This is a genomic window from Anaerolineales bacterium (assembly GCA_015075625.1).
In the GTDB taxonomy this organism is placed as follows: Bacteria; Chloroflexota; Anaerolineae; order Aggregatilineales; family UBA2796; genus UBA2796.
The window spans coordinates 929,708-952,614 of sequence record JABTTZ010000001.1; the positions used below are offsets into that span (position 1 = coordinate 929,708).

Genomic DNA, 22,907 nt, shown 5'->3' on the forward strand with positions numbered 1-22,907 from the left:
AAGGGGGATTCCACCCGTGCAGGTACGCCAAAAACTTACAGAATTTGAAGGCTCACTAGCGTTTGCGGTGGGCGGCGGCATGGCGCTGATTATCATGGCGTTCTTGCTCTCCGCTGCGGCTGGGGCAAGCGGTGATCCGACACGCTTCGGGGTGATGATCTTCGTCGGTGCGCTGCTGATGGTTGGGGGGACAGTGGTTTGGGCAGCCCGCAACCGCCCATGGACAACCCATGATGATTGGTCAGAGCCGCTTTATCTTGGGCATGAGCATGATCATCACGCCGAGGCGCCCACAGACGATCATGCCGAATCGCACGCAGCAGGTCATGATGATCATGCCCACCACACGGCTCATGCAGCTTCAGGTGGGTCAGCCGCCGCCCTGACGACGCCAGAGATCGTCCCCTCGATGGCGATTTCGGCAGCGGTGAGTCACGCCATTGTTGAAGCGGCAAAACCCGCCGAAGCGCCCGCTGCAAAAACGCCGGCGCCAACCTTCAGCGAGGCAAGCCCGATCAAAACACCTGATTACGCCCCCAACCTTCCGACTGTCCCAACCCAGACAGCCGAAGCCGCCGAACCAACACAGGCGGTTCCCCCGAAAGCTGCTGATAAACCTGCTGAGGCAGAGGCGAAACCCGATGACCTGACGAAGGTCGAAGGAATTGGGAAGAAAATCGCCGGAGCGCTAAACGCCGCTGGCGTGACGACCTTTGCCCGCCTTGCTACAATGGACCCCGCCGCCATTGAAAAGATTGTCAAGGATGCCGGCGTGCGGATGGTTGGACATGCCAACACCTTCCCCAAGCAGGCAAAACTTGCCGCCGAAGGAAAGTGGGACGAATTGGAACGCCTTCAGGGGGAATTGAAAGGCGGACGAGACGCCGCTGAGGATTAAAAACGCGGTGTGCAGTGTGCTGCCCATTGTGGGCGCAGATTATCCTTGTGTTCACCACTGGTGGACGGTCTGAGTACCGTCCGCCTTTTGTGCAAATGTGTTTCAAAACAGAATGCAAAAAGACAAACCAAAAAGGGAGATACGCAAAAAATGCGTCGGAATAAAGTCACGATTGTTGGGGCGGGTGCCGTTGGTTCAAGCGCCGCCCATTGGATCGCCAGCAAGGAACTTGCTGATGTCGTCTTGATCGATGTGATCAAAGGCGTCGCCGAAGGGGTTGCCCTTGATCTGTCTGAGTCAGCGCCGGTTGAAAATTTCGACCTCAAGATCACCGGTGGCGATGATTACGCTCTGACCGCCGACTCGGATGTCATTTTGATCACGGCGGGCGTCCCGCGCCGCAAAGACCCCGTGACGGGGAAATTCCCCAGCCGCGATGAACTGGTGAAAATCAATCAGGATGTCGTTGCCCCGCTGACGGAAAAACTGGCAAAGTATTCCCCAAATTCGATCATTGTCGTCGTTACCAACCCGCTGGATGCCATGTGCCACGTGGTGAAGGAAGTTTCCGGCTTCCCCCGTGAGCGGGTGATCGGGCAAGCTGGCGCGTTGGACACCGCCCGTTACAAGACGTTCATTGGCATGGAATTGGGTGTGAGCGTGGAAGATGTGCATGGGATTGTCCTCGGTGGGCATGGCGATGAAATGGTGCCGCTGCCCCGCCACACCTCGGTGGCAGGCATCCCAATCCGCGAACTGATTGCCGAGGACAGACTCCAAGCGATCATTGAGCGGGCGCGGAAGGGTGGCGGCGAACTCGTCAACCTGATGGGGCGCAGCGCCTACTACGCGCCCGCCTCGGCATCGGTCAGCATGATTGAGTCCATCCTAAAGGACAAGAAACGGGTGATCGCCAGCGCCGTCTATTTGCAAGGGGAATATGGGTACAACGATTTGTTCATCGGCGTGCCGTGCGTCCTCGGCGCAAAGGGGATGGAAAAGGTGATCGTCATGGACTTGGACGACAGCGAAAAGGCGATGCTGGAAGTTTCTGCCCGCGCTGTCCGCGCCGTCGTTGATGTGTTGGGGTACAAGAAGTAGTCAGAGGAACGCTGATCCTGACCTTCACCGTATAAAAGTTAGGTTATTTGATCGAGCGGCGCGAGGTACACCCCATTCCTCCTCGCACCTCGTAGGGGCGACCCCCTGTGGTCGCCCGCCATACCCCTTTCAATTTCCCATTCGACGCGCTTGACTCGTCCCCCGTGCAACAGGATTACCCCCGCTGCGTACTGGAGTCACGTTCGCTGCGAGTATCTACTCTGACACCATCCGAAGGGTTTCTTTCACGAGGGGTTGATTTTTCTATGGCACAACGAACCAGACGGCGGCGGCGCAACGCGTCGCAAACCGAGAACGACAAGGATAAGAACGAAAATCTTCCCCCGCCGATCCCGCGTGGATCGATCAACTGGCGGCGGTTATTCGCCTACCTCAGTCCCTTCAAGGCACGCTTGGGCTTCACCTTTTTGGCGCTGTTCATTGCCAACGGGATTGGGTTGGTGTTTCCGTTGGTGATCATCCGCCTGTTGGAGGCGGCGGCACAAGCCAGCGACGGCATGGCGACGCTGAATATGCTGGCGCTTGGCTTGATCGGGCTGTTCGCCTTGCAAGCGGTGTTCAGCTTCTTCCAAAACTTCAACCTCAGCTATATTGGCGAAAAGATCGTCCTGAACATGCGAACGGCGCTTTATGACCACCTGACGCGCCTCTCGCTGACCTTTTACGAGAACCGCAAGGTGGGCGAACTGATCTCGCGCATCTCGAACGATGTCACCCTTGTTCGTTCGCTGCTGACCAGCGAGATCATCTCGGTGATTACCCAAGTGATCTCCCTTGTGGGGTCGGTTGTTATCGTCTTGTTCCTGAACACCTCGCTGACCGTGTTCATCTTGATTTTGATCCCGCTCATTTTGGTGGTTGCCTTCGTCTTTGGGACGCCGCTGGAGCGCTTTAGCACGAAGATTCAAGACGAAATCGCCGGGGCGACGGGCATTGCTGATGAAGGCTTGCAACTTGTGCGCATTGTCAAGAGCTTCGCCCGCGAGCGCTATGAAAGCCAACGCTACGAAACAGCGATGAAAAAGGGCTTTCAGGCATCCATTCGGCTGGCGATTTGGCGCGGGATGTTTGGGGCGCTCATGGCGTTTTTGGGCTTTGGGGCGCTTGGGGCGGTGCTGTGGTTTGGCGGGCGAGAAGTGATCGAAGGGCGGCTGACCCTGCCCGTGATCGCCGGCTTCCTCGTCTATGGCACGTCCATTGCGGCGGGGATGGGCAGTTTGGCATTTTTCTATTCGTCGTTCCGCACGGCGTTGGGGGCAATCCAGCGCGTCTTTGAGATCATGGACACCACGCCGACAATCCTTGATGCCCCTGCTGCGAAGGTGCTTCCCTCTGTGGCGGGGCGGATCACCTTCACCGATGTTCAGTTTAGCTATGACAACCGGACAACGGTTCTCCATGATCTGAATCTGGACATTGCGCCGGGGGAGATCGTCGCCCTTGTTGGACCCAGTGGGGCGGGAAAATCAACGATCTTCAACCTGATTCCGCGCTTTTTTGATCCCACCAGCGGGATCGTGACGGTGGATGGGCATGACCTGCGAGGGGTGACTCAACTGAGCCTACGTGGGCAAATCGGGATCGTCCCCCAAGAGACGCAGCTTTTCAGCGGCTCTGTGCGGGAAAATATTGCCTATGGCAAACTGGACGCCAGTGAGGATGAGATTATAGCGGCGGCGCGGGCGGCGAACGCCGCAGACTTCATTGAGGCGCTCCCCGATACCTATGACACGGTGGTTGGCGAACGGGGTGTGAAACTGAGCGGCGGGCAGCGCCAGCGGATTGCCATTGCGCGGGCGATCTTGAAAGACCCCCGTATTCTGCTCTTGGACGAGGCGACCAGCGCGCTAGACAGCGAATCGGAGGAGGCTGTTCAAGAAGCGTTGGAACGGCTGATGCAGAACCGGACGACGGTGATCATCGCCCATCGCCTCAGCACAATCAAGATTGCCCACCGAATCGTTGTTTTGGATCAGGGGCGGATTGTCGAACTTGGCACACACGATGACCTCATGGCGCTGAACGGACTCTATGCTAGACTGTACACGATGCAGTTCCGCGACATCGAGATGGGCATGTAAATCGTCCATCGGAAAAGGATACATCCATGCGCCGCGTTGGTCTCTTTTTCATGGTCATTGCTTTGGCGTTGTCGTTCATCGTACCGTCGTTTTCCCCAACGGCGCAGCCGGACGATCCCGCCTTAGTTCTGAATGTGCGTCCCGCGAATGGTGGCTATTATGAATCGGGCGATCATTACGAGTGGCGGGCGAGTGATCCGGCTACACTGCGGCAGCGCTCCACATGGGGTTACAACCGCAACCCCATCCTCTCTCCCGATGGGCAGTGGGTGACGTATCTCTCGGTGGCAGCGCTTGGCGTATCCGCCATTCGTGAGGGGCGTTTCCCGCGTGGGATGGGCGAGGTTGATCCCGTGAATATCTGGGTGATCAGCAACACCAGCCCTGATGAGGTGCGGACAGCCACCCAACCCGCCGATGGTGTGCTTGCCGACCCCAACGGACTTTCCGATAACATCATCACCCGTTCCGCGCCCGCATGGTCGCCGGATGCCAGCCAATTGGCGTGGGTGGAATGGGGCTTCGGATCGAATGATCCATCGAATCAGGTCAAATTGGTCGTCTATGATATGACTAAGCGCGAGGGAACGCCCGTCACCGTCTTGGTTGATACGCCCATCGGGTATGAAGGGTACATCCTTCCCCAAGTCCGTTGGGGGGAGACGGGCATAGCCGTCCTCGTCACGCAGATCGAATACAACCAAGCGGCGCAGAATTTTACGGATCGGCGGATCATCACCGTCTATTCGCCGGAAGGGTCGGTCATTTCGTCCAGCACCGTGCTGAACACCGCCCAACTCCCCTTTGATTACGACTTCATCTGGGTCGATGGCGTTGAGCATTTGTTTACTATTGGCACAGAGGTATTGATTGACCCGCGCACGGGCGTTCAATCCGAACTCGTGGGCGATCCGTATTATGTCAGCGCGGTGTCTGCCGATACCCAGCTTGGCGCGTATATTGCCGGCGATGATGCCCGCACCTTTGGGGTGAATACGCAAAAAGGGTACATCCCGTTGGCAGCAACGGGCGTGGGGGCTGTGTATTCCGTGTACAGCCGCATCAGCGAGCGCGTTGCCATTGCCCCCGATGGGAAGCACCTTGTCTATGTGACCGATCAAGGCGAGGCATGGATCAGCGGGATGGCGCTTAACCAGAAGATTCCCACCACTGGGATGGTCACTGGGGTGGTGTGGGGTCCGATGCGGTGGGTGTTGATGAAGTAACCCCGCCCCTTTCTGCTGATGGAGAAGGGCGTTCATTCCCCTTTTCTATTCACGCTGGCGGCGGTGTATGTACCGCACCGCCGCCTTTCTCCGCCAATCAGTTCTCGCAAGGGGAAGGGTTCTACAATGCCGAGGGCGTTTTTCCCCTTAGAATGCGCCCACCCTAGCCCATCCCTTGCAGCGCCTTGACGATTACTGTAAACAACTGCGCATCGATCTGATCCGGTTGGTTTTCACCCTGATAGTACTGATCGGCAATGCCCACCTGAAGCCGCCAATAGCGTTCTGTCAGGGTGATCTCCCGAATATCGCTCAGTTTGTGCGACCAGTCTCGGCGCTGCCCCAAGAGGTGAATTTTTTTATCGGTCAGAAAGACGATCCCGCTGTCCATGATGCTTTCGCCCGTTTTCGATGCCTGTCCGATGATTGCCGTCGGGTATTCGACATAGACGAACTCATCGGGACTCATCAGTGGCGGAGGTGGGTCGCGCTGTTCCGGTTGAAGAAAACTGAGATCGCCCGCCTCTGCCTGCTGTACGCGCCGCCGTTGAACATAGGCGCGGCGGCTGATTGCCAATGCCTCATCTTCCACCAGCCAACCCGCCCCGCCGAGGTAGATAGACGCATAATAGTAGCGCTGGTGGCGGCTCGTCTTTTTGTAGCGAATGCGCCAACCCTGTCCCCCTTCGCCTGCCGCGTCAAAAAGCGCCGCCGCCCCACACGCCCGACAGGTGATTGTTGGCAACCCCGACCCCAAGCCAAAAACCTTTCGCCCCTCGGTGAGGGTGATTGTCCCTTCTTCGCCACAGAACAAGCACCCTAAGAGCGGCGCGGGCTGCTCCGAGGGCGGCACGGCGGGCGGCGCCTGTCGTGAAGGAGGCGGGGTAAGGGGAAGATCGTCGGGGTCGGGTGGGTAATCGGTCATGTTGCTGCCAGCGGGGGAAGGAAGCCCACGCGCTCTTTCACGTGTTTCAGGGTTTGCCCGGCAACCTCGTTGGCACGATCTGCGCCTTGTTTCAGCACCTCGTCAATGTAACCGCCTTCGCCAGTGAGCGCCTCGTACTTTGCCTGAATCGAGCGCAGCCCCTCTACAACAACCTCGGCAACAGCCTTCTTCAGATCGCCATACCCTTTTCCGGCAAAGTGCGCCTCAATCGCCTCGCTGCTCTCGCCAGTGAACGCTTGATAGATGCCCAAAAGGTTGTTCACGCCGGCTTTTTCATCGTCCGTGCTGAAATAAATCCCCGAACCAGAGTCCGTCACTGCCCGCATGATTTTCTTTCGCGCCTTGTCCGGCGGGTCAAGGAGGTAAACGGCGTGATTCTCGCTCGCCTCACTCTTACTCATCTTCATCAGGGGGTTATCCAAGCCCATAATCCGCGCCCCGGCTTTGGGAATAAACCCCGATGGGATGGTGAACGTTTCCCCGTACAGGCTGTTGAAGCGCTGCGCTAAATCACGGGTCAATTCGATATGTTGGCGTTGATCATCGCCAACGGGAACCAGATTGGCGTGGTAAATGAGAATATCCGCCGCCATGAGGACAGGATAGGTGAATAATCCCGATCCGACTGAATCGGCTTGCAACTTCGCCGCTTTGTCTTTGAATTGGGTCATGCGGTTCAGCCAACCCATTGGCGTGAACGTACCAAGAATCCAGCTTAGCTCGCTGTGTGCTGGAACGTGCGATTGGACAAAGACGGTGCTGTATTTCGTATCTAACCCACATGCCAGAAAGAGCGCCGCATTACGGCGCGTCCCCTCGCGCAGGGCGGCGGGGTCTTGTTGAACGGTGATCGCATGAAGATCGACAATGCAGTAAAAGGAGTCGTATTGGTCTTGCAGTTGCGCCCATTGCTTCAGCGCCCCCAAATAGTTCCCAATGGTCAGGTTGCCAGAGGGTTGAATCCCAGAGAGGATGCGCGGTGGACGCGGTGCTTTTGCTTCAGTCATGATGCTCTTTGCTTGGTCTTATTTGGTGCTTACCCGCCGTGCATTGTAGCAGATGGGGGGCAGTGCGGCTAGGCGATGCTAAAGGTAAGGGGTGGGGGTTTGAAATGACTCGTCAAAATCGCTGTCAGCGTCACCGACAACGTTTGCCCAAATACTCTGCTTATATTGCCTTCAACCAGACCTAACCCATACCAGTGAGGGCTTGACAGGTTTGAAAATGGTCACTATACTGTTTCATTGAATGAAACTTAGCAACCCCTCCGCAAGGTTGCTATGCACCTCACCCGCGAAAACGCCACCTTCCGCAGTGGCGTTTTCGGTTTGTATGGGGGATAATGTCCTAGCATTTCACTAGGTATCCTACTGGGAGTGCGGTTATGCCTTATGCGCTAGGTGATCTCTATACAGGAAAACTCGCCCGCCTTACAGCCCCTCTTAGCGACGATAAAGATGCGCTTGCCCGCTGGAGTAACGACGCTGAATTTCAGCGACTGCTCTTTATGCGCTCCGTTCGCCCCCAAGCTCCTGATTTTTTCACGCTGCCCAAACCAGAAGATGAATCCAAATATATCACCTTCCACATTCGCACCAATTCTGAGAATAAATTCATCGGGTTTGTCACACTTTGGGGGATTGTGTGGTCTAACCAGGCGGCACTCTTGGCGGTGGGCATTGGCGAGCCAGAATATCGTGGACGTGGCTATGGCACAGAGGCAACAGATTTGGTCTTGGGCTATGGCTTTCGAGAAATGAATCTGCACCGCATTGGGTTGGTTGTTTTTGCCTTCAATGCGCCAGCGATTCGCTCCTATGAGAAATTGGGATTCGTCCGCGAGGGCGCTCAACGGGAAGCCGTCTACCGCGACGGCGCGTATCACGATCTGATCCAAATGGCGATTCTCCGCTCCGAGTGGGAGGCACGCAAAGCAAAGGAGTAGGTGTTACCCTGTTCCCCTCATTCCCCTTTGCAAAGATATAGGAAGAACCTCCCTGCTGTCCTGAGGTCTATCATTGTATTTCATATTCCAAGCCCCAAAGGGGTGGTTACTCCTAGCCCGCTGCTTTAGCGGCGGGCGCTCACGGGGGCGATGGGCGCAATGCCAGTTATTCAGCCAGTACTCACCCACTGGATAGTTCCGATAGGGTGAGACTCTCGGCGCGTTCGGTGCGCCATGCGAGAATAGGAGCAACCACGCCCAAGCGCGTTTGTGCCAACTGCGAATCAACACTCCCATCGTCTAGCACCTCAAAGCCGAGACATTGGGGTTGTTCGTCAAGGTTTTCGCGGCTGGGGATGGTCGAAATCAGATCGACCAAATAGCTCCCCGGACGAAGGTACTGGGAAGGAATCGGGCAGGTGGCGGTATAGTCCCCCACTTCGAGATCAATATTTCCGCGGTTTAGCTCGGCGTCAAAATCGGTACTGGTCAGTACGCAAATGCCTTCATTGTTCCACAGGCGAAAGGCAATTTGCGCCCCTTTGATCGGCTTCCGCACGCGATAATCAATTTCTACAGTGCAGCCATGTGTAAGGCGAATCGTCGGGGTGAGCGCCCCTTCGCCATCACGTATCCGCGCTCCGGTAAAGGCAACTGCTCGCAGCCGTTCCCATGGGCGGGCGCTTAGGTCAAAGGTAACCGCTCCGGCAAGCTGTACGCTGTGCGCCATGTACTGCTGGACAGCAGAACCGGCATCGCCATAGTAGACCATGCGTCCATTTTTCAAGAGAACTCCCGTGTGGCACATGCGGACTATTGCTGACATGTTATGGCTGACGAATAAGACCGTTTTCCCTGAACGGGCAACATCACTCATCTTATTCAAGCATTTTTTCTGGAAGGCAGCATCGCCAACCGCCAACACCTCATCAACAATTAAAATTTCCGGCTCAAGATGGGCGGCGACAGCGAATGCCAAGCGAAGGTACATCCCGCTCGAATAATGTTTTACGGGTGTGTCGATGTACTCTTTGACCTCGCTGAAAGCGACGATCTCATCAAAGCGGCGATCAATCTCGTGGCGTTTCATCCCTAAGATAGCGCCGCTCAGGTAGGTGTTTTCGCGCCCGCTCAGTTCACCATGAAAGCCTGTCCCAACTTCCAAAAGCGACCCGACCCGTCCGTCAATATCCGCGTACCCCTCGGTGGGATCGGTGATCCGCGAAAGAATCTTGAACAGGGTGCTTTTCCCTGCCCCATTATGCCCAATCACGCCCAAGACTTCCCCGCGTTTGACCTCAAACGAAATATCTTTCAGCGCCCAAACACGGGAGGCGGCACGCTTTCGTTTGGGATCAGCGCCTTTGTCAATCCGCTGGATTGCCCGCAAGGGACTACTCGCCATCTGACTGATCGCTTTGCCTAGCGTTTTATAGTTTTCTTTTGCCCCGGCAACGCGGAATTGCTTTCCCAAGCGCACAACACGGATGACAGTTTCAGACATGCACACACCCTTACATCGATCACGATAGGTCAAGATGGATAGTTCAATGATGTTGTTGTTATAGCGATTCTCGCCTTCGAGAGTATACAATATCCGATGCGCATTGGTCATCCCATCCATCTATACGCAGCATAACACTGAGTAAGGGCTTTCTTAGTAATCATCATGAGCGATTCACCCACCTATAATGCGGATGCTGTGCAGAAGGCGTATGCCACGGACGACGCCCTTGCTTTACGGCAATCGATCCACGAATTATACAGCGTCCCGCGCACGAACTTCGCTGAATGGGTTTTGAACAAAACCGCTTGGCGGGGGGATGAGAGCGTCCTTGATGTGGGGAGTGGGCAGGGGATGTATTTCTCTGCGGTACGCAAGCGAATCCCTCGTGGAAAATTGGTCGGCGCGGATTTCTCGTTAGGGATGATGCAGAAAGCGGCAAAACACAACCCACACGAGGCACGGCTTGTCAACACGGATGCCATGCGCCTGCCCTTTGGACGGAAAACATTCGATGTTGTCTTGGCAAACCACATGTTATTCCATGTTCCCGATGTGGATCGCACCCTTGCTGAAATCAAGCGCGTGATTCGCCCTACGGGCGTTTTACTGGCGTCTACAAACAGCCAGTTCAACCTCCCCGAACTGGATCAACTGATGCGCCGCACGTTGATGCTGCTTGGCGGGAAAGTTGGGGAGATGCCCTCTCCGGTGGCAACCTTCCCTCTGGAAGATGGCGCTCAGATCATGGCAAAGCATTTTTTTGCCGTTGCCCGCTACGATCTACCGGGGGCATTTGTCTTTCCCATTGCCCAGCCCGCCATCGACTATGTGAACAGCCTCCGCGCCCTGCGTGAACCCCTTTTACCCAAGAAAATCAGGTGGGAAGATTTTATTTCCACCCTCAGTGATCAGATTCACCGGATGGTCGATTACTTCGGAGAGATCGTTTTCACCAAACTCTCAGGGGTGATTATTGCTACCGATGCTGGCGGCTTTATCAACGACTACGTGAATCGGATCATTGTTAACCGGCGGCGGCGTGGTGGGTAGGGGCATTGCCAATTGGCGGTGATCTTGCTAGGCTCACCTTGGGCAGGTTGTCTCTGTTCATGCCCAATGATGATGTAGGATGAAGGATCATCTTTATGAAGCGCTGGACACGTTTTTTTCGCCTGACTACGGTCGCGCTCCTTGGCGCTGTTGTTTTTACACTGACATTTACCACGCTCTGGCGTAATGCCCTCGCCGACGTATCAGAACCGGCGATTAAGCCTCCCCCACTCAAGGTAAATTTCACGCTGGACACCCGTGAGGTGCTGCGCGGCTATACCTTACCTCTCTACCTCACCCATGCTGGCGATGGTAGCGAACGGCTGTTCATCCTTGAAAAAGTGGGGCGTATTCAGATTGCCCAAGCGGGGAAACCCCTTGCCACACCCTACCTTGATATTTCCGCCATTGTCGGCTCAACAAGCTATGAACAAGGGCTGCTTGGTCTTGCCTTCCACCCAGAGTACCGAACGAATGGCTTGTTTTATGTCAATTACACCAATAAGGAAGGGAATACCATTGTCGCGGAATATCGCGTTTCGACAGCCGATCCCAACCGCGCCGATCCAAACTCAGGGCGGACGCTGCTGACCTTTACACAGCCCTTTCCGAACCATAATGGTGGCATGGTCGCCTTTGGCGCAGATGGCTATCTGTATATCGGCGTTGGCGATGGTGGCAGCGCTGGCGATCCGCTCCGTGCCGGACAAGACAGCGGGACATGGCTAGGCAAGATTCTGCGGATTGATGTCAGTGGGATGCCCTACACCATTCCCCCAAGCAACCCCTATGCCGATGGAAAAGATGGCTTACCAGAGATTTGGTCGCTTGGCTGGCGCAACCCCTGGCGCTTTTCCTTTGACCGGATGACGGGCGACCTATATGTTGGTGATGTCGGGCAAAACGCTTATGAAGAAGTCCATCTGGAAAAGGCGGGGTCGCCCGGCGGCTTGAACTATGGTTGGAACATTATGGAAGGCTTGCACTGCTTCCGCGCCGCCGCGTGTGATAAAAGCGGGCTGGTGATGCCCATTGCCGAATATGATCATGGCGAGGGAATTTCGATCACCGGCGGGTACGTCTACCGAGGGGAGCAGTTCCCTGCGCTGCAAGGCTACTACTTCTTTGGCGATTTTGGCTCTACGAAGATTTGGGCGCTCAAAGCGAACGATGCTGGCGCTTGGGAGATGAGCGAAGTCCTTCAACCGGGCTTCCCGATCAGCAGCTTTGGCGAAGATGAGGCGGGCGAACTCTATGTCGTTGATTTTGGGGGGAAGATTCACCAACTCATCGCCAAATAACACATCACAAGGGAAAATGATTCTCTGATACGATCTGGTGGGTCGTCTGCGTTCGTTTTCCATCGCCTTTCTACGACCCACCGGGCGTTCGCAAAACAAGAAAACCACCCATCAAAGGATTTGCCTCAACCTCATGTCCACAAATACCATTCGTGCAGCTGTCATTGGTTTGGGCGTTGGCGGAGCGCACTTGCGCGGCTATCAGGTAGCGCCCGGCGTTGAGATTGTGGGGATTTGTGATAGCAACCCAGCACGCCTTGCCGAGATTGGCGAGAAACATAATCTTCCAGAGTCTGTGTACTTCACCGATTACGAAACATTGTTCAAAGAGGCAAAGCCAACCCTCGTCAGCATCGCCCTTCCCAACGCCCTCCATGCTCCGGTGAGCATTGCCGCAATGGCGGCGGGCGCCGATGTCTTGTGTGAAAAGCCACTGGCAATGACCAGCGCCGAAGTCCATGAGATGGTGAAAACCGCCGAACACTATGGTCGCCGTCTCATGGTGTCCTATAACCACCGCTACCGTGCTGATGTCTTTTGGATTCGCCGCTTGATGGCAGAGGGGCGCTTAGGACGCATCTATCAGATTGAGGCAAGTTGGCGACGCGAGACGGGCATTCCGGGGTGGGGATGGTTTGGCTCGCAGGCAATGTCCGGCGGCGGGGCGATGATCGATCTCGGTGTTCATGTCCTTGACATGGCGCTCTGGCTGCTCGATTATCCAAAGGTTGTCAGCGTGAACGGGGCAACCCGCTCGCTCTTTGGCAAGCGTGGGCAAAAGGTGTGGGGGGAGGCACGTTGGCTGAAAGATGCCTCTAGCGTCTTTGATGTCGATGACGGTGGGATTGGCTTTTTGCGTTTAGGAACAGGCGTGACGATGGTGCTTCAGGCGACATGGGCAGAACATAAAATGCCTAACGAAGACCTCATCCGTCTCGAAATTCAGGGGAGCGAGGGGACAGCCATTCTGAGCGTTCCCAACTATACCAAGCAAGACACCGTAACGTTTTATACAGAGATTGGCGGCGCACCAGTCACTGTCACGCCGCACATCCGTTGGGATGGACACTGGTTTCATGAGCGGCTGATCGCAGAGATTGTGACCGCCATTCAAACGGACACTCCTCCGCCCACTACTGGCGAACAAGGGTTGGTTGGCGTACAGGTCATTGAGGCGATCTACCATGCCGCCCAAAGCGGACGTGAAGTCGTCTTTCCCGGTTGAGTGGGTGCGTAGGGAATTTTCTATTCTATGACGACGATCTTGCTCCTAAGCGGACCGAATCTGAATTTATTGGGCGTGCGTGAACCCTCGATCTATGGAGGGGTGAGCTACCTTGAAATCGTTGCTCGCGCCCATGCTCATGCCGAGAAGCGAGGCGTCAGCCTACGCGATCAGCAGTCGAACCATGAAGGAGTCTTGATTGATGCCCTGCAAGGGGCAAGGGAATGGGCAGCCGGAGTCGTGTTCAACCCCGGCGCCTATACCCACACGTCCATTGCGCTGCGTGATGCGATCACGGCGGTGGGACTTCCTGTTGTTGAAGTTCACCTCAGCAACATCCATGCACGGGAATCATTCCGCCACATATCGTACCTTGCACCCGTTTGCGTAGGGCAGATCAGCGGGTTTGGTTGGCATAGCTATATCCTAGGGATCGATGCCCTGCTGCTGCATCTTGGTGCGGGGTAAAAACCCTGTTCTCAGCGTGAACAGAACGGTGCGGACATGCTGTAGCGCGTCCCTACTACGATGGCTCTAAGCCTATTCCGGTTTGCTCAGCCGTGAACGCCGCCGAGCAAGATCGGCATCAACATCTGGATCACGTGCTGGATCAGATGGGGGAGGGCTGGTGGTGGTTTTCACAGGGATGGGCGCTGCTTTATCCGGCGATCCTTCCCCGCCAGTAACAGGGATTTTTTGAACGATCTTTGGCGTTCCGCTAGTATCCACCTTCGGCGCGTCGGCGGGATGGCTTTCCCCTTCATGGGGGGGCTGTGCCTGCGTTTCAACCCGTATCGGCGTGATGAATTCCTCTACTTTCTCACGAACATTCTTCAACACATCGGAAAGAATCGCCGGAAATGCCGGACGCGGCGGGCTGCTATGGCTGTCATGGCTATCATTACTAGGGGTGTCATGACTATGCGGGCTATGTGTCGCATCCTCAAGCGGTGCGGTTGAAGCCGGCGGTTGGCTGTGGGCTGATTCGCCATGTTCAGCAGCACGCTCGGCTTGTTCGCGGCGGGCATCGCTGACGAGTGACTCCAGTGTGTTCACATGTTGAATGAGGTCAAAGGTAGCCCCCCGGTGGCGCTCCAATTCTGCTTCCCACTGGCGTCCTTTTGCTCGTCCCCGTTGGATAGCGCTGACGATTTGCCGCGCCCCCGCGTCGTCACCGCGTTCAAGGGCGGCATCGGCTTTGGTATCTAGATCGGCATTTTCGGCATAAAGCGCCTCAAGCCGTGCTTTCAGACGATCTTCTTCGCTCAGGGCAATCTCCACCTGTTTTCGCAGGGCGGCGATCTCCCGATCCACATCTTTTCCCAACTTATCAGGTGTCAATGTTTCGGGAAGGGGAGGCAGGCGTTCTGTCCCCCCGCCGAGGAAATTTCGTAGATTGGCTTGGAGCAAGACATTCAGCTTATCGAGAAAATCAGACATGACAGCCCCCCTCATTTCCTCTTATTGTAACATGCGCCTCTAAGTTTGTTCGCCCACCCCCCGTTCATTTCGTCCCCGTGAGCATTCTTAGAAGAGAATCAAACATACGTTCCGAAAAACTCTAACAAAATCTTGACAAATGACGTTGATGCCCGTTTGCAAGCGCCCCGTGAACCCTTTCGGGGTATGCCCTGATGGTGAGGAAGAAAACCTTGTTTACTGTCTCCCTGTCTTGGTGAACCGAGGTGTTTCTTGCTCTTTCCATAGCGCCATTCCAAAATTTTGCTAGGTATTCAAACTACACGTTTGTGAAAAAAAATACCGCCAAAGGTTAGAAATTTGAAATTGTTAAGCCCACAACAGGGGGATCACATGACCGGATCACCCCGATGGGTACTTGACAGGTAGGGCAATTCGGACAATGATAGTATGTGACGTTTTGTTAAGCGGGCGCACCCCGACAAAAGAAAGGCAAGCCAGACCATGCAGAAGACCGAACTCATCAGCAAAGTGGCGAAAGACACGGAAATGACCCAAGATGCGACGGCGAAGGTTGTGAATGCAACCATCGACGCCATCGTCGCTGCCCTCAAGGGTGGTGATAAGGTCACACTCACGGGCTTCGGCACCTTCGAAGTTCGCAAGACAAAGGCGCGTGTTGGCACGAACCCTGCGACCCGTCAGAAGATTCAGATTCCCGCTGGCAAGCGTGTCAGCTTCAGCGCGGGCGCTGTCCTGAAGAAGGAAGTCACGGGGAAAGGCGACACACCGAAAGCCAAAGGCGCCAAGAAACCGGCTGCCAAGAAGAAGTAACTTCGCCCTTGTCTGAGTCAGTCTAAAACAAGGGGGCAGGCATCTGGCTTGCCCCCTCTGTTGTTTCTATGGGTTCTATCCCCTCCTTGCCCCGTGTATAATTGACCGCGAACTACCCATCTAAATCTCACGGAATTCACAAAAACACGATGAAACTTGGCATTATTGGCTTGCCGAACAGCGGCAAGACGACGATCTTCAACGCGCTCACCGGCTTGAATCGTCCAACAGGCGCATCCTCTGGAAAAATTGAGGTCGTCACCGCCGTCGTCTCCGTTCCCGACGAGCGGATCGACAAACTGAGCGCAATGTACAACCCCAAAAAGACAATTTACGCGACGATCACCTACACCGATATTGGCGGCTTGGAAAAGGGGATCAGTGCCAGCGGCATTAGTGGGGAACTGCGGAATCACCTTCAACAAGTGGACGGCTATATCCATGTGATCCGCACCTTTGCCGATGATACGGTACCGCACCCCGAAGGGGAGGTGAATCCCCTCCGCGATCTGGAGACGGTAGACAGCGAATTCCTCCTCTCCGATCTCGTTATTGTGGAGCGGCGCTTGGAGAAAATGGCGGAAGAACGGAAGCGCTCCAAGATTGTCAATGTCGTCCTCTTTGAGCGCGAAATTGACCTTCTGAATCGGTTTAAAGTGCAGTTGGATGCCCTGCAACCCCTGCGCAATAGTACCGTTACCGAGGAAGAAATGAAGATCATTCGGGGGTATGGGCTGCTCTCGCTGAAACCTGTTTTGGTCGTCTTTAATGCCGGAGACGCCCTGTACGATTTCAGCGCGATCCACTACCCCCATGAAGGATCGCGCCTCGCCAGCCTGCAAGGGAAAATTGAAGCAGAGATCGCTCAACTCTCCGGCGATGATCAGATGATGTTCTTGGCAGAATATGGGATTGATGAGCCGGGTGCGCGAAAGGTGATCCGCGAATCCTACGAACTGATGCATATTCAAGCCTTTTTCACTGTTGGTCCTGATGAAGTGCGGGCGTGGACAATCCCGATTGGCTCAACAGCACAAGAGGCGGCGGGAACGATCCATTCCGATCTTGCGCGGGGATTCATTCGGGCAGAGGTAACCCCGCATCAGGAACTGCTTGCGCTTGGCAGCGAGGCAGAGGTGAAAAAACAAGGAAAGATGCGCCTTGAGGGGAAGGAATACATCGTCAAAGACGGGGACATTATGCACATTCGGGCAAACGTTTAAGCGTTTGGTTAACACGGTGTCCTAGTCCCCGCACCCTGTAGGGGCGACCCCACAAGGTCGCCCACTGCGTCCTAGTCCCCCTTTGACCCCACTCACTCACAGATATGGCGCAAAGGCAGGTAATTCCCGCAGTGTCGTCCACAAGATGGGCGGCGTATCAGGGTGGGTGCGGAAGGCATCCAGAATCTCTTGGGCGGTCATACTCTCTTTCCCGCCCCACCAACACGCTTGCCCCAGAGGAAGCAGCGCCTCACGGAGGTATTCCAAGCCAACTAAAGGCACTAAGCGCTGCCGCAGCCATTCAATCGCCGGAATCAACATCGGGTCAAAAAGCGGTTCGTTGTAGTCATTCCAAATCTCCTTGAAACTTCCGTTATAGGCTGTAGGAGGGGCGTGAACCTTCCCACTGTTTAGGTCATAGTGCGTCACCGCAGGCGGCGCAGCGGGTGAAAGAGTCATCACTGCGACGCTTTGCACCTTTTGGCGGTGGAAAAAACCTCCAGAGGCTATCCCGCCCCCATTCACCAGCCACACATTATCATAGCAGTAGTGCATGGGGATGTGTAAATGCCCATAGACGACGATCTCTGCCCCATGCGGATGCGCCATCGTAACGAGATCAGCCAATTTTGAATCCCAAGTATCAACCTTGCGGCGAGCATATTCTTCGGCAAGATCGGGAAGATGTCCATGTGTCAAGATGAGGCGATGTCCGGCAATGACAAGGGTTTGCATAAAGGGGAGCGCCGCTTGCGCCGCCGCCGTCTCGTCGTTGCCATGTACCGCGACGACGGGCGCAATCCGGCTGAGTTCGTCCAATACCCATAATTCGCCAACATCCCCCGCATGAAGGATGAGATTCACCCCTCGGAAAATCTCGGTGAGCGATTCGTGAAGGCGATTCCAGCGCTGCGGCATGTGCGTATCGGAGATAATCCCGATATAGGTTGGGTCAGGCATAGCGGTGTGTATCCTTTCAAGGTGGCAATATCCCGACGGTTAAGCGTGGGCGAGAAAACTTTACACACGAAACATCCTAAAGGCGCAGCAAGGTCGCTATGCCCTCACCTCGGTTGTGCTGATGGGTAGCTTATTCAAGGGGAATATGACCTAGCAAAACGCTCATAAATTCCTTCAATTTCTGTTGAGGCAATTGCCATCAATACTGACAAGAAGATGGTTGCGCCAAAGCCTACCGTCAACTACACTATCTGCTAATTCTCTTGCCAGCGCTCACATGCACCCAACGTCGGAGTCTTGATGAATCACTTCCTTGATATTGCCGACCTCAACCCGTCGGAACTGGATCATCTGCTAAAACTCGCCGTCCAATTGAAGATCGAATGGCAATCCGGGGGCAATCGCCCCGTCCTCGGTGGTCAGGTCTTGGCGATGGTTTTTCAGAAACCCTCACTGCGTACCCGCGTCAGCTTTGATGTGGCGATGCTTCATCTCGGCGGGCATGGGCTGTACCTTAGTCCGGCAGAGATTGGGTTGGGGCAGCGTGAGAGCATTCCTGATGTGGCGCGTGTCCTCAGCGGCATGACACAAGGGATTATGGCGCGAGTCTTTGCCCATGATCATCTCAAGGCTTTGGCGGCGTGGTCAACCGTGCCGGTGATCAATGGTCTCAGCGACAAGAGTCACCCCTGTCAGGCGGTGGCGGATATGCTAACTATCTATGAACACTTTGGAGCATTGCGAGGGTTAACCCTTGCCTACGTGGGCGATAGCAACAACGTGACCTATTCCCTTGCCGAGGCAGCCGCACACTTAGGGGTGCGCTTGCGAATCGGGTCACCCGAAGGCTATCGTTTCGATGCCGCAGCTTTAGGTTATTTTCGGGAGTTGGGGCTTGATCTGACCGAAGCGCCTACTGCCGAGGATGCTGTACAGGGGGCTGATGTAATCTACACAGACACTTGGACGAGCATGGGACAGGAAGCCGAGTCCGAAAAGCGGCGGGCAGTGTTTCCGCCCTTTCAGGTTAACGAGGCATTGTTACGCCAAGCGCCCGCTCATGCCGTCGTCCTTCATTGCCTTCCTGCCCACCGAGGGGAGGAAATCACTGATCCGGTGGCGGATGGGCGGCAGTCGCTCATCTTTGCACAGGCAGCAAACCGCCTTCATGCCCAAAAAGCAATTTTAGTGCGCTCTTTGGGGAAGAATCGCTAAAATTAGACAGAGACGAAAAATGACACCCTACGGGGTGTTTCAACTGTGTTTTAAGTTACCCTGATCTCCGCCCGCCGCGTTCGCGTCGGGATACCGTGCGGAAAAGTGAGAGGTGTACTGTGGCGAGCCGAGAAGTCTACGAACACTTCATGAATATGGGGCATGATTTTGCTTGGAACAAAACATGGGATAAGGCAATTGCAGCCTATGCCCGTGCTTTGCAGGAAGTCCCCGAAGACCCCAACTCCCACAAGTATTTAGGGTTGGCGCTGTTGGAAAGCAAGCGCTATGCCGATGCCTTAAAGGTCTACACCCGCGCCCACCAACTTGCCCCCGATGATCCCGTCCCGCTGGAAAAAAGTGCTGATGTTCTGGAGCGGTTGGGAAAACTGAAAGAAGCGGCACAGCAATACGTGAGTGTCGCCGATGTGTACCTTGCCCAACATGATATTGAGAAAGCCATTTCCAATTTCGAGCGGGCAACGCTGCTGACCTCTGGACTGCTCCCTATTCATTTTCGTTTGGCACAGCTTTATGAGCGCACTGGGCGCACCCGTGCCGCCATCCTTCAATACCTGACCCTCGGCTTTAATTTTCAACGAGCGAAAGACAAAGCAAAGGCACTTCAGGCAATTGACCGCGCCCTTCGCCTTGAACCGAGCAATCCCCAAGTGTTGAACGCGAAACGGGCGATTGAGGCGGGCGAATTTATGTCTATCCCACAGACAGACGCTCCAAGCGCTCCGAAACAAAGCGGGGGGATGTTTGACGAAGACCCCGACGCCGAACCGCTTGCCCCACCAACCGCAGATGCTCATCCGGGGGGACCAATGGGACAGGCGACGGATACGGCAATGGGCAACCTTGCCGAGTTTTTGTTAGATGGCGGGTTAACGCTTGCTGAGGCACGGGCTATTCAGGGTATTGAGTCCTTCAAGGTGGGCGATTTCAAAGGCGCTATGGAGAGCTTTACCCAAGCCGAGAAGATGGGCATCCGCCATCCCGCATTGTGGATGTGTATGGGTGCGGGCTATATCCATTTGAGCGAATACCAAGCGGCTATTCCTTACTTAGAGCGGGCGCAAACGGATGGTGACTATGCGGCGGGCGCGGCGCACGGTTTAGGGCAACTCTATATGGCGCTGCAAAAGCACCGTGAGGCGTGTGTGGCGCTCCTCCGTGCGCTGAAATTGGTCGATATTGCCCTTGCCATGAACCCCGACGAGGCAGACCAATTGAACGCCGTCTACGATCAACTGTTGGGGACGACGGACGGCATGTTGGATGCAGATATTGCGGCGATGAACAGCCAGTTCAATAAATGGCTGGTGGGCAAGGATTGGAAGGTGCGTATCTCTGAGACGCGCCGCGCATTATCAGACCGCATCCGCAGCGGGGCGACAGAAGAATTAAAATACTATGTTGCCGATACCTCTATCGTAGATGCCGTGACGCGGATTGACCGCTATATCAAGCAGCGCCTTTTTACGCTGGCGTTGGATACCGCCTACACAGCGATTGAAAAAGAGCCAACCTCCCTGCCTGTTCACCAACGGATTGCCCAAATCCTTATGGAAGAAGGGCATACCCAAGAGGCGATCACCAAATACAACATCGTGGCAAACAGCTTTCTCGCCCGCGATGACCGCCGCAACGCGGCAATGATCCTTGATGAGGTGATCAAGGTTGCCCCAATGGATACGGGCTTACGCCTCAGTTTGATCGACCTCTTGGAGCGGGAAGGTCAGCAAGAGCGTATGTTGGATGAATACATTGGCTTGGCGGGCGCATATTTCCAGCTTGCCGAGACCGATCAGGCGCGAGACACCTACAATGAGGCGCTCCGTTTGGCGCAGCGGGTGAATGCCCCTACCGAAAAGCGCGTTGAAATTCTCTACCACCTTGCCGATATTCACACAAACCGCTTGGATTTCCGGCAGGCGCTGCGTACCTACGAGCAAGTGCGCAGTCTTGCCCCAGAGGAACAACGCGCCCGCCGCGAATTGATCGACATTCATTACCGTCAAAACAACCCCCTAGAAGCCATTAAGGAACTTGATGGGCTGTTACAGGTCTACGCGAAACAAAAGCGCGGCGATCTGATCCTGCGGACGCTGGAAGAAATGGTTGCCGCCCGCACAGGGGATATGGCACTGCGGGCGCGGTTGGGCGCCGTCTACCGCCAAGTGAATCGGAAGATGGACGCTATTGCCCAACTTGATGCACTTGGGGCAATGCAGCTAGAAGCCGGAATGTACAATGAGGCACGGACAACGATCAAACAAATCATTGCCCTCGGACCCACTGATGTTGAGCAGTATAAACAACTCTTGTCCCAACTGGGCGCTTAGGGGCATGAGGCGTGATCATGTGTGGTGAACTGTGCTGGCTTCTTGAGGCGCAGTTCAGCCTGACCGCTGTCCTCGATATTTTGATAGTGGCGGCGGTTTTCTTCGGCATTAGCCTCCTCTTGCGCAGCACCCAAGCCGTCCCTCTCCTGCGCGGAATTGTGATTCTTGTCATCCTTGCCGGGGCGCTGACGACAATCATCCCGCTCACCGCCTTCCGATGGCTGATTGCCAACCTTTTGCCCCTTGTAGCAATCGCTGTTCCCGTTATTTTTCAACCTGAACTGCGGCGGATGCTAGAGCGTTTGGGGCGGGCTAGTGCATGGTCTCGTCACACGTCTGAGGAAGCCGAACGGCACAAGGTAATTGATGCTATTTGCGCTGCTGTGGGGCGGCTCTCTGAACGGCGACATGGGGCGCTTATTGTCATTGAGCGGGAAACCAACCTACAAGAGTATGTCAACAGCGGTGTGGGGATGGACAGTGCGATCAGCCCGCAGCTTCTGCTGACGGTCTTTTATCCCAAAACTGAACTCCATGATGGTGCCGTGATCATTCGGGGCGATAAGGTGGCGGCAGCAGCCTCCGTTTTGCCCCTTTCTTCGGGAAGGCAGCTAACAGATCGGAAATTAGGGACGCGCCACCGCGCCGCGTTGGGCATTAGCGAGATTGGCGATGCGATCTGCGTTGTTGTGTCGGAGGAAACGGGGCAAATCTCTGTAGCCAACGGCGGACGGATGATCCGCCGCTTGGACGCCGAGCGCTTGCGCACCATCCTGATCGCTTTTTATGGCGAAAGCGAGCGAGTAGGGCGTTCGTTTTTGGGTTGGCTATGGCGGATTGCGCGTCGCTTTGTCGGTCAGGATGCCCCGTCCGGAGATAGGGTAATTTCTCCTTAAGGTTGGTTGAAGGATCGAAGCTGTTTGCGGTGCTATCACGTTCTTAACGCTTGAACATGAATCAAATGGAGTCACGCTGTGTCTACCCAAGACCCTTCCCCCAAAAAGCAAAAAGTCGTCGCCGTTTATGGGGGCGCGGCAATTCCTGTTGATCACCCCGATTACAAAGATGCCTTCGAGGTTGGACGCCTTCTCGCCCAAAACGGTCTTGCGCTCCTCACGGGGGGGTATGCGGGCATTATGGGGGCAGCTAGCGAGGGCGCTCATGCGGCGGGTGGGCGCGTCATTGGGGTCACCGTTGGGCTGTTCCGCGAGCGCGGACTCGTCCCCAACCCCTACCTCCATGAGGAAGTCCATCTGCCGAGCCTCTCTGAGCGGACGATGTATCTGATCACAGAACCAGATGCTTATATCGTGATGCGCGGCGGGATAGGGACACTGGCGGAATTGGGGATGGCGTGGAGTCTGATGCAAGTTCATGATATTCCCCCTCGCCCGTTGATCCTTGTTGGAGGGATGTGGCGGGAGACGATGGCAACCTTTGCCCGCGTCAGCACGATTGGCGAGAACGAGCATACCTACATCACTCTGGTGGATACCGTTGCTGAGGTGATTCCTATGCTCCAACAATGGTGGACAGCACCCCCCGCCTTGAAGCCGCGCCTCGGTGATGTTGCTCCGAATAAAGCGAATTTGAAGGGCTAGAAA

The 22,907-nt window shown here is 55.4% G+C and carries 20 protein-coding genes; 15 read left to right on the forward strand and 5 right to left on the reverse strand.

What is annotated here, in order from left to right; all coding sequences use genetic code 11:
- Positions 1-409: 409 nt before the first annotated feature.
- From HS103_03930 to HS103_03945, 4 genes are all read left to right on the forward strand, one after another.
- The gene (locus HS103_03930; protein MBE7511948.1) at positions 410-898 is read left to right on the forward strand and encodes a hypothetical protein; all 489 of its coding nucleotides are present in this window, start codon (positions 410-412) and stop codon (positions 896-898) included.
- A 150-nt stretch (positions 899-1,048) separates the two neighbouring features.
- Positions 1,049-1,999, forward strand: a complete 951-nt coding sequence (gene mdh / locus HS103_03935) for a malate dehydrogenase (GenBank protein MBE7511949.1) — start codon at positions 1,049-1,051, stop codon at positions 1,997-1,999.
- A gap of 266 nt (positions 2,000-2,265) precedes the next feature.
- Entirely contained in the window at positions 2,266-4,101 is a 1,836-nt protein-coding gene (locus tag HS103_03940) for an ABC transporter ATP-binding protein (protein ID MBE7511950.1), read from the forward strand.
- A 26-nt stretch (positions 4,102-4,127) separates the two neighbouring features.
- A complete protein-coding gene (locus HS103_03945) occupies positions 4,128-5,327 on the forward strand; it encodes a PD40 domain-containing protein (GenBank protein ID MBE7511951.1) in 1,200 nt (399 codons plus the stop codon).
- A gap of 163 nt (positions 5,328-5,490) precedes the next feature.
- On the opposite strand, the gene HS103_03950 is transcribed toward HS103_03945, so the two are convergent.
- Both HS103_03950 and trpS read right to left on the reverse strand, forming a co-directional pair.
- The gene (locus tag HS103_03950; GenBank protein MBE7511952.1) at positions 5,491-6,252 is read right to left on the reverse strand and encodes a hypothetical protein; all 762 of its coding nucleotides are present in this window, start codon (positions 6,250-6,252) and stop codon (positions 5,491-5,493) included.
- Positions 6,249-7,280: a tryptophan--tRNA ligase gene (gene trpS / locus HS103_03955; protein MBE7511953.1), complete on the reverse strand. Its 1,032-nt coding sequence runs from the start codon at positions 7,278-7,280 to the stop codon at positions 6,249-6,251. The genes HS103_03950 and trpS overlap by 4 nt, the downstream gene beginning before the upstream one ends.
- A 377-nt stretch (positions 7,281-7,657) precedes the next feature.
- On the opposite strand from trpS, the gene HS103_03960 reads away from it, so the two are divergent.
- Positions 7,658-8,218: a GNAT family N-acetyltransferase gene (locus HS103_03960; GenBank protein ID MBE7511954.1), complete on the forward strand. Its 561-nt coding sequence runs from the start codon at positions 7,658-7,660 to the stop codon at positions 8,216-8,218.
- Between the two features lie 181 nt (positions 8,219-8,399).
- On the opposite strand, the gene HS103_03965 is transcribed toward HS103_03960, so the two are convergent.
- Positions 8,400-9,722 carry an ABC transporter ATP-binding protein gene (locus tag HS103_03965; protein ID MBE7511955.1) on the reverse strand — a complete coding sequence of 441 codons (1,323 nt, stop codon included), beginning with the start codon at positions 9,720-9,722 and terminating at the stop codon, positions 8,400-8,402.
- 165 nt (positions 9,723-9,887) lie between these two features.
- Between HS103_03965 and HS103_03970 the strand changes: the two genes are divergently transcribed.
- The 4 genes from HS103_03970 (at position 9,888) to aroQ (ending at position 13,769) form a co-directional block, all read left to right on the forward strand.
- Positions 9,888-10,775: a class I SAM-dependent methyltransferase gene (locus tag HS103_03970; protein MBE7511956.1), complete on the forward strand. Its 888-nt coding sequence runs from the start codon at positions 9,888-9,890 to the stop codon at positions 10,773-10,775.
- Between the two features lie 95 nt (positions 10,776-10,870).
- Positions 10,871-12,076: a PQQ-dependent sugar dehydrogenase gene (locus HS103_03975; GenBank protein MBE7511957.1), complete on the forward strand. Its 1,206-nt coding sequence runs from the start codon at positions 10,871-10,873 to the stop codon at positions 12,074-12,076.
- Positions 12,077-12,209: 133 nt separating this feature from the next.
- Positions 12,210-13,301 carry a Gfo/Idh/MocA family oxidoreductase gene (locus HS103_03980; GenBank protein MBE7511958.1) on the forward strand — a complete coding sequence of 364 codons (1,092 nt, stop codon included), beginning with the start codon at positions 12,210-12,212 and terminating at the stop codon, positions 13,299-13,301.
- A gap of 27 nt (positions 13,302-13,328) precedes the next feature.
- Positions 13,329-13,769, forward strand: coding sequence for a type II 3-dehydroquinate dehydratase (gene aroQ, locus HS103_03985; GenBank protein ID MBE7511959.1), 441 nt, complete (start codon positions 13,329-13,331; stop codon positions 13,767-13,769).
- A gap of 72 nt (positions 13,770-13,841) precedes the next feature.
- Here the strand turns inward: aroQ and HS103_03990 are convergent, their stop codons facing one another.
- Positions 13,842-14,741, reverse strand: a complete 900-nt coding sequence (locus HS103_03990; protein ID MBE7511960.1) for a hypothetical protein — start codon at positions 14,739-14,741, stop codon at positions 13,842-13,844.
- A 483-nt stretch (positions 14,742-15,224) separates the two neighbouring features.
- On the opposite strand from HS103_03990, the gene HS103_03995 reads away from it, so the two are divergent.
- Both HS103_03995 and ychF read left to right on the forward strand, forming a co-directional pair.
- Positions 15,225-15,554, forward strand: coding sequence for an HU family DNA-binding protein (locus HS103_03995; protein ID MBE7511961.1), 330 nt, complete (start codon positions 15,225-15,227; stop codon positions 15,552-15,554).
- 149 nt (positions 15,555-15,703) lie between these two features.
- Positions 15,704-16,777, forward strand: coding sequence for a redox-regulated ATPase YchF (gene ychF / locus HS103_04000; GenBank protein ID MBE7511962.1), 1,074 nt, complete (start codon positions 15,704-15,706; stop codon positions 16,775-16,777).
- A 96-nt stretch (positions 16,778-16,873) separates the two neighbouring features.
- On the opposite strand, the gene HS103_04005 is transcribed toward ychF, so the two are convergent.
- Positions 16,874-17,737 carry a metallophosphoesterase family protein gene (locus HS103_04005; protein MBE7511963.1) on the reverse strand — a complete coding sequence of 288 codons (864 nt, stop codon included), beginning with the start codon at positions 17,735-17,737 and terminating at the stop codon, positions 16,874-16,876.
- 300 nt (positions 17,738-18,037) lie between these two features.
- Between HS103_04005 and argF the strand changes: the two genes are divergently transcribed.
- The 4 genes from argF to HS103_04025 all read left to right on the forward strand — a co-directional run bounded on the left by argF (position 18,038) and on the right by HS103_04025 (position 22,904).
- Complete coding sequence (gene argF / locus HS103_04010) at positions 18,038-18,952, forward strand: ornithine carbamoyltransferase (GenBank protein MBE7511964.1); 915 nt, start codon at positions 18,038-18,040, stop codon at positions 18,950-18,952.
- A 119-nt stretch (positions 18,953-19,071) separates the two neighbouring features.
- Entirely contained in the window at positions 19,072-21,303 is a 2,232-nt protein-coding gene (locus HS103_04015; GenBank protein ID MBE7511965.1) for a tetratricopeptide repeat protein, read from the forward strand.
- 17 nt (positions 21,304-21,320) lie between these two features.
- Complete coding sequence (locus tag HS103_04020; protein ID MBE7511966.1) at positions 21,321-22,199, forward strand: TIGR00159 family protein; 879 nt, start codon at positions 21,321-21,323, stop codon at positions 22,197-22,199.
- Positions 22,200-22,277: 78 nt separating this feature from the next.
- Positions 22,278-22,904 carry an LOG family protein gene (locus tag HS103_04025; protein ID MBE7511967.1) on the forward strand — a complete coding sequence of 209 codons (627 nt, stop codon included), beginning with the start codon at positions 22,278-22,280 and terminating at the stop codon, positions 22,902-22,904.
- The last annotated feature ends 3 nt before the right edge of the window (positions 22,905-22,907 follow it).

Coding starts and splice junctions, on each gene's coding strand:
- HS103_03970 (MBE7511956.1), top strand. CDS start 9,888: ATGAGCGATTCACCCACCTATAATGCGGATGCTGTGCAGAAGGCGTAT.
- mdh (MBE7511949.1), top strand. CDS start 1,049: ATGCGTCGGAATAAAGTCACGATTGTTGGGGCGGGTGCCGTTGGTTCA.
- HS103_03960 (MBE7511954.1), top strand. CDS start 7,658: ATGCCTTATGCGCTAGGTGATCTCTATACAGGAAAACTCGCCCGCCTT.
- HS103_03930 (MBE7511948.1), top strand. CDS start 410: ATGGCGATTTCGGCAGCGGTGAGTCACGCCATTGTTGAAGCGGCAAAA.
- aroQ (MBE7511959.1), top strand. CDS start 13,329: ATGACGACGATCTTGCTCCTAAGCGGACCGAATCTGAATTTATTGGGC.
- HS103_03980 (MBE7511958.1), top strand. CDS start 12,210: ATGTCCACAAATACCATTCGTGCAGCTGTCATTGGTTTGGGCGTTGGC.
- HS103_04020 (MBE7511966.1), top strand. CDS start 21,321: ATGTGTGGTGAACTGTGCTGGCTTCTTGAGGCGCAGTTCAGCCTGACC.
- HS103_03950 (MBE7511952.1), bottom strand. CDS start 6,252: ATGACCGATTACCCACCCGACCCCGACGATCTTCCCCTTACCCCGCCT.
- HS103_03940 (MBE7511950.1), top strand. CDS start 2,266: ATGGCACAACGAACCAGACGGCGGCGGCGCAACGCGTCGCAAACCGAG.
- HS103_03965 (MBE7511955.1), bottom strand. CDS start 9,722: ATGTCTGAAACTGTCATCCGTGTTGTGCGCTTGGGAAAGCAATTCCGC.
- trpS (MBE7511953.1), bottom strand. CDS start 7,280: ATGACTGAAGCAAAAGCACCGCGTCCACCGCGCATCCTCTCTGGGATT.
- HS103_03945 (MBE7511951.1), top strand. CDS start 4,128: ATGCGCCGCGTTGGTCTCTTTTTCATGGTCATTGCTTTGGCGTTGTCG.
- HS103_03990 (MBE7511960.1), bottom strand. CDS start 14,741: ATGTCTGATTTTCTCGATAAGCTGAATGTCTTGCTCCAAGCCAATCTA.
- HS103_03975 (MBE7511957.1), top strand. CDS start 10,871: ATGAAGCGCTGGACACGTTTTTTTCGCCTGACTACGGTCGCGCTCCTT.
- HS103_03995 (MBE7511961.1), top strand. CDS start 15,225: ATGCAGAAGACCGAACTCATCAGCAAAGTGGCGAAAGACACGGAAATG.
- HS103_04005 (MBE7511963.1), bottom strand. CDS start 17,737: ATGCCTGACCCAACCTATATCGGGATTATCTCCGATACGCACATGCCG.
- argF (MBE7511964.1), top strand. CDS start 18,038: ATGAATCACTTCCTTGATATTGCCGACCTCAACCCGTCGGAACTGGAT.
- ychF (MBE7511962.1), top strand. CDS start 15,704: ATGAAACTTGGCATTATTGGCTTGCCGAACAGCGGCAAGACGACGATC.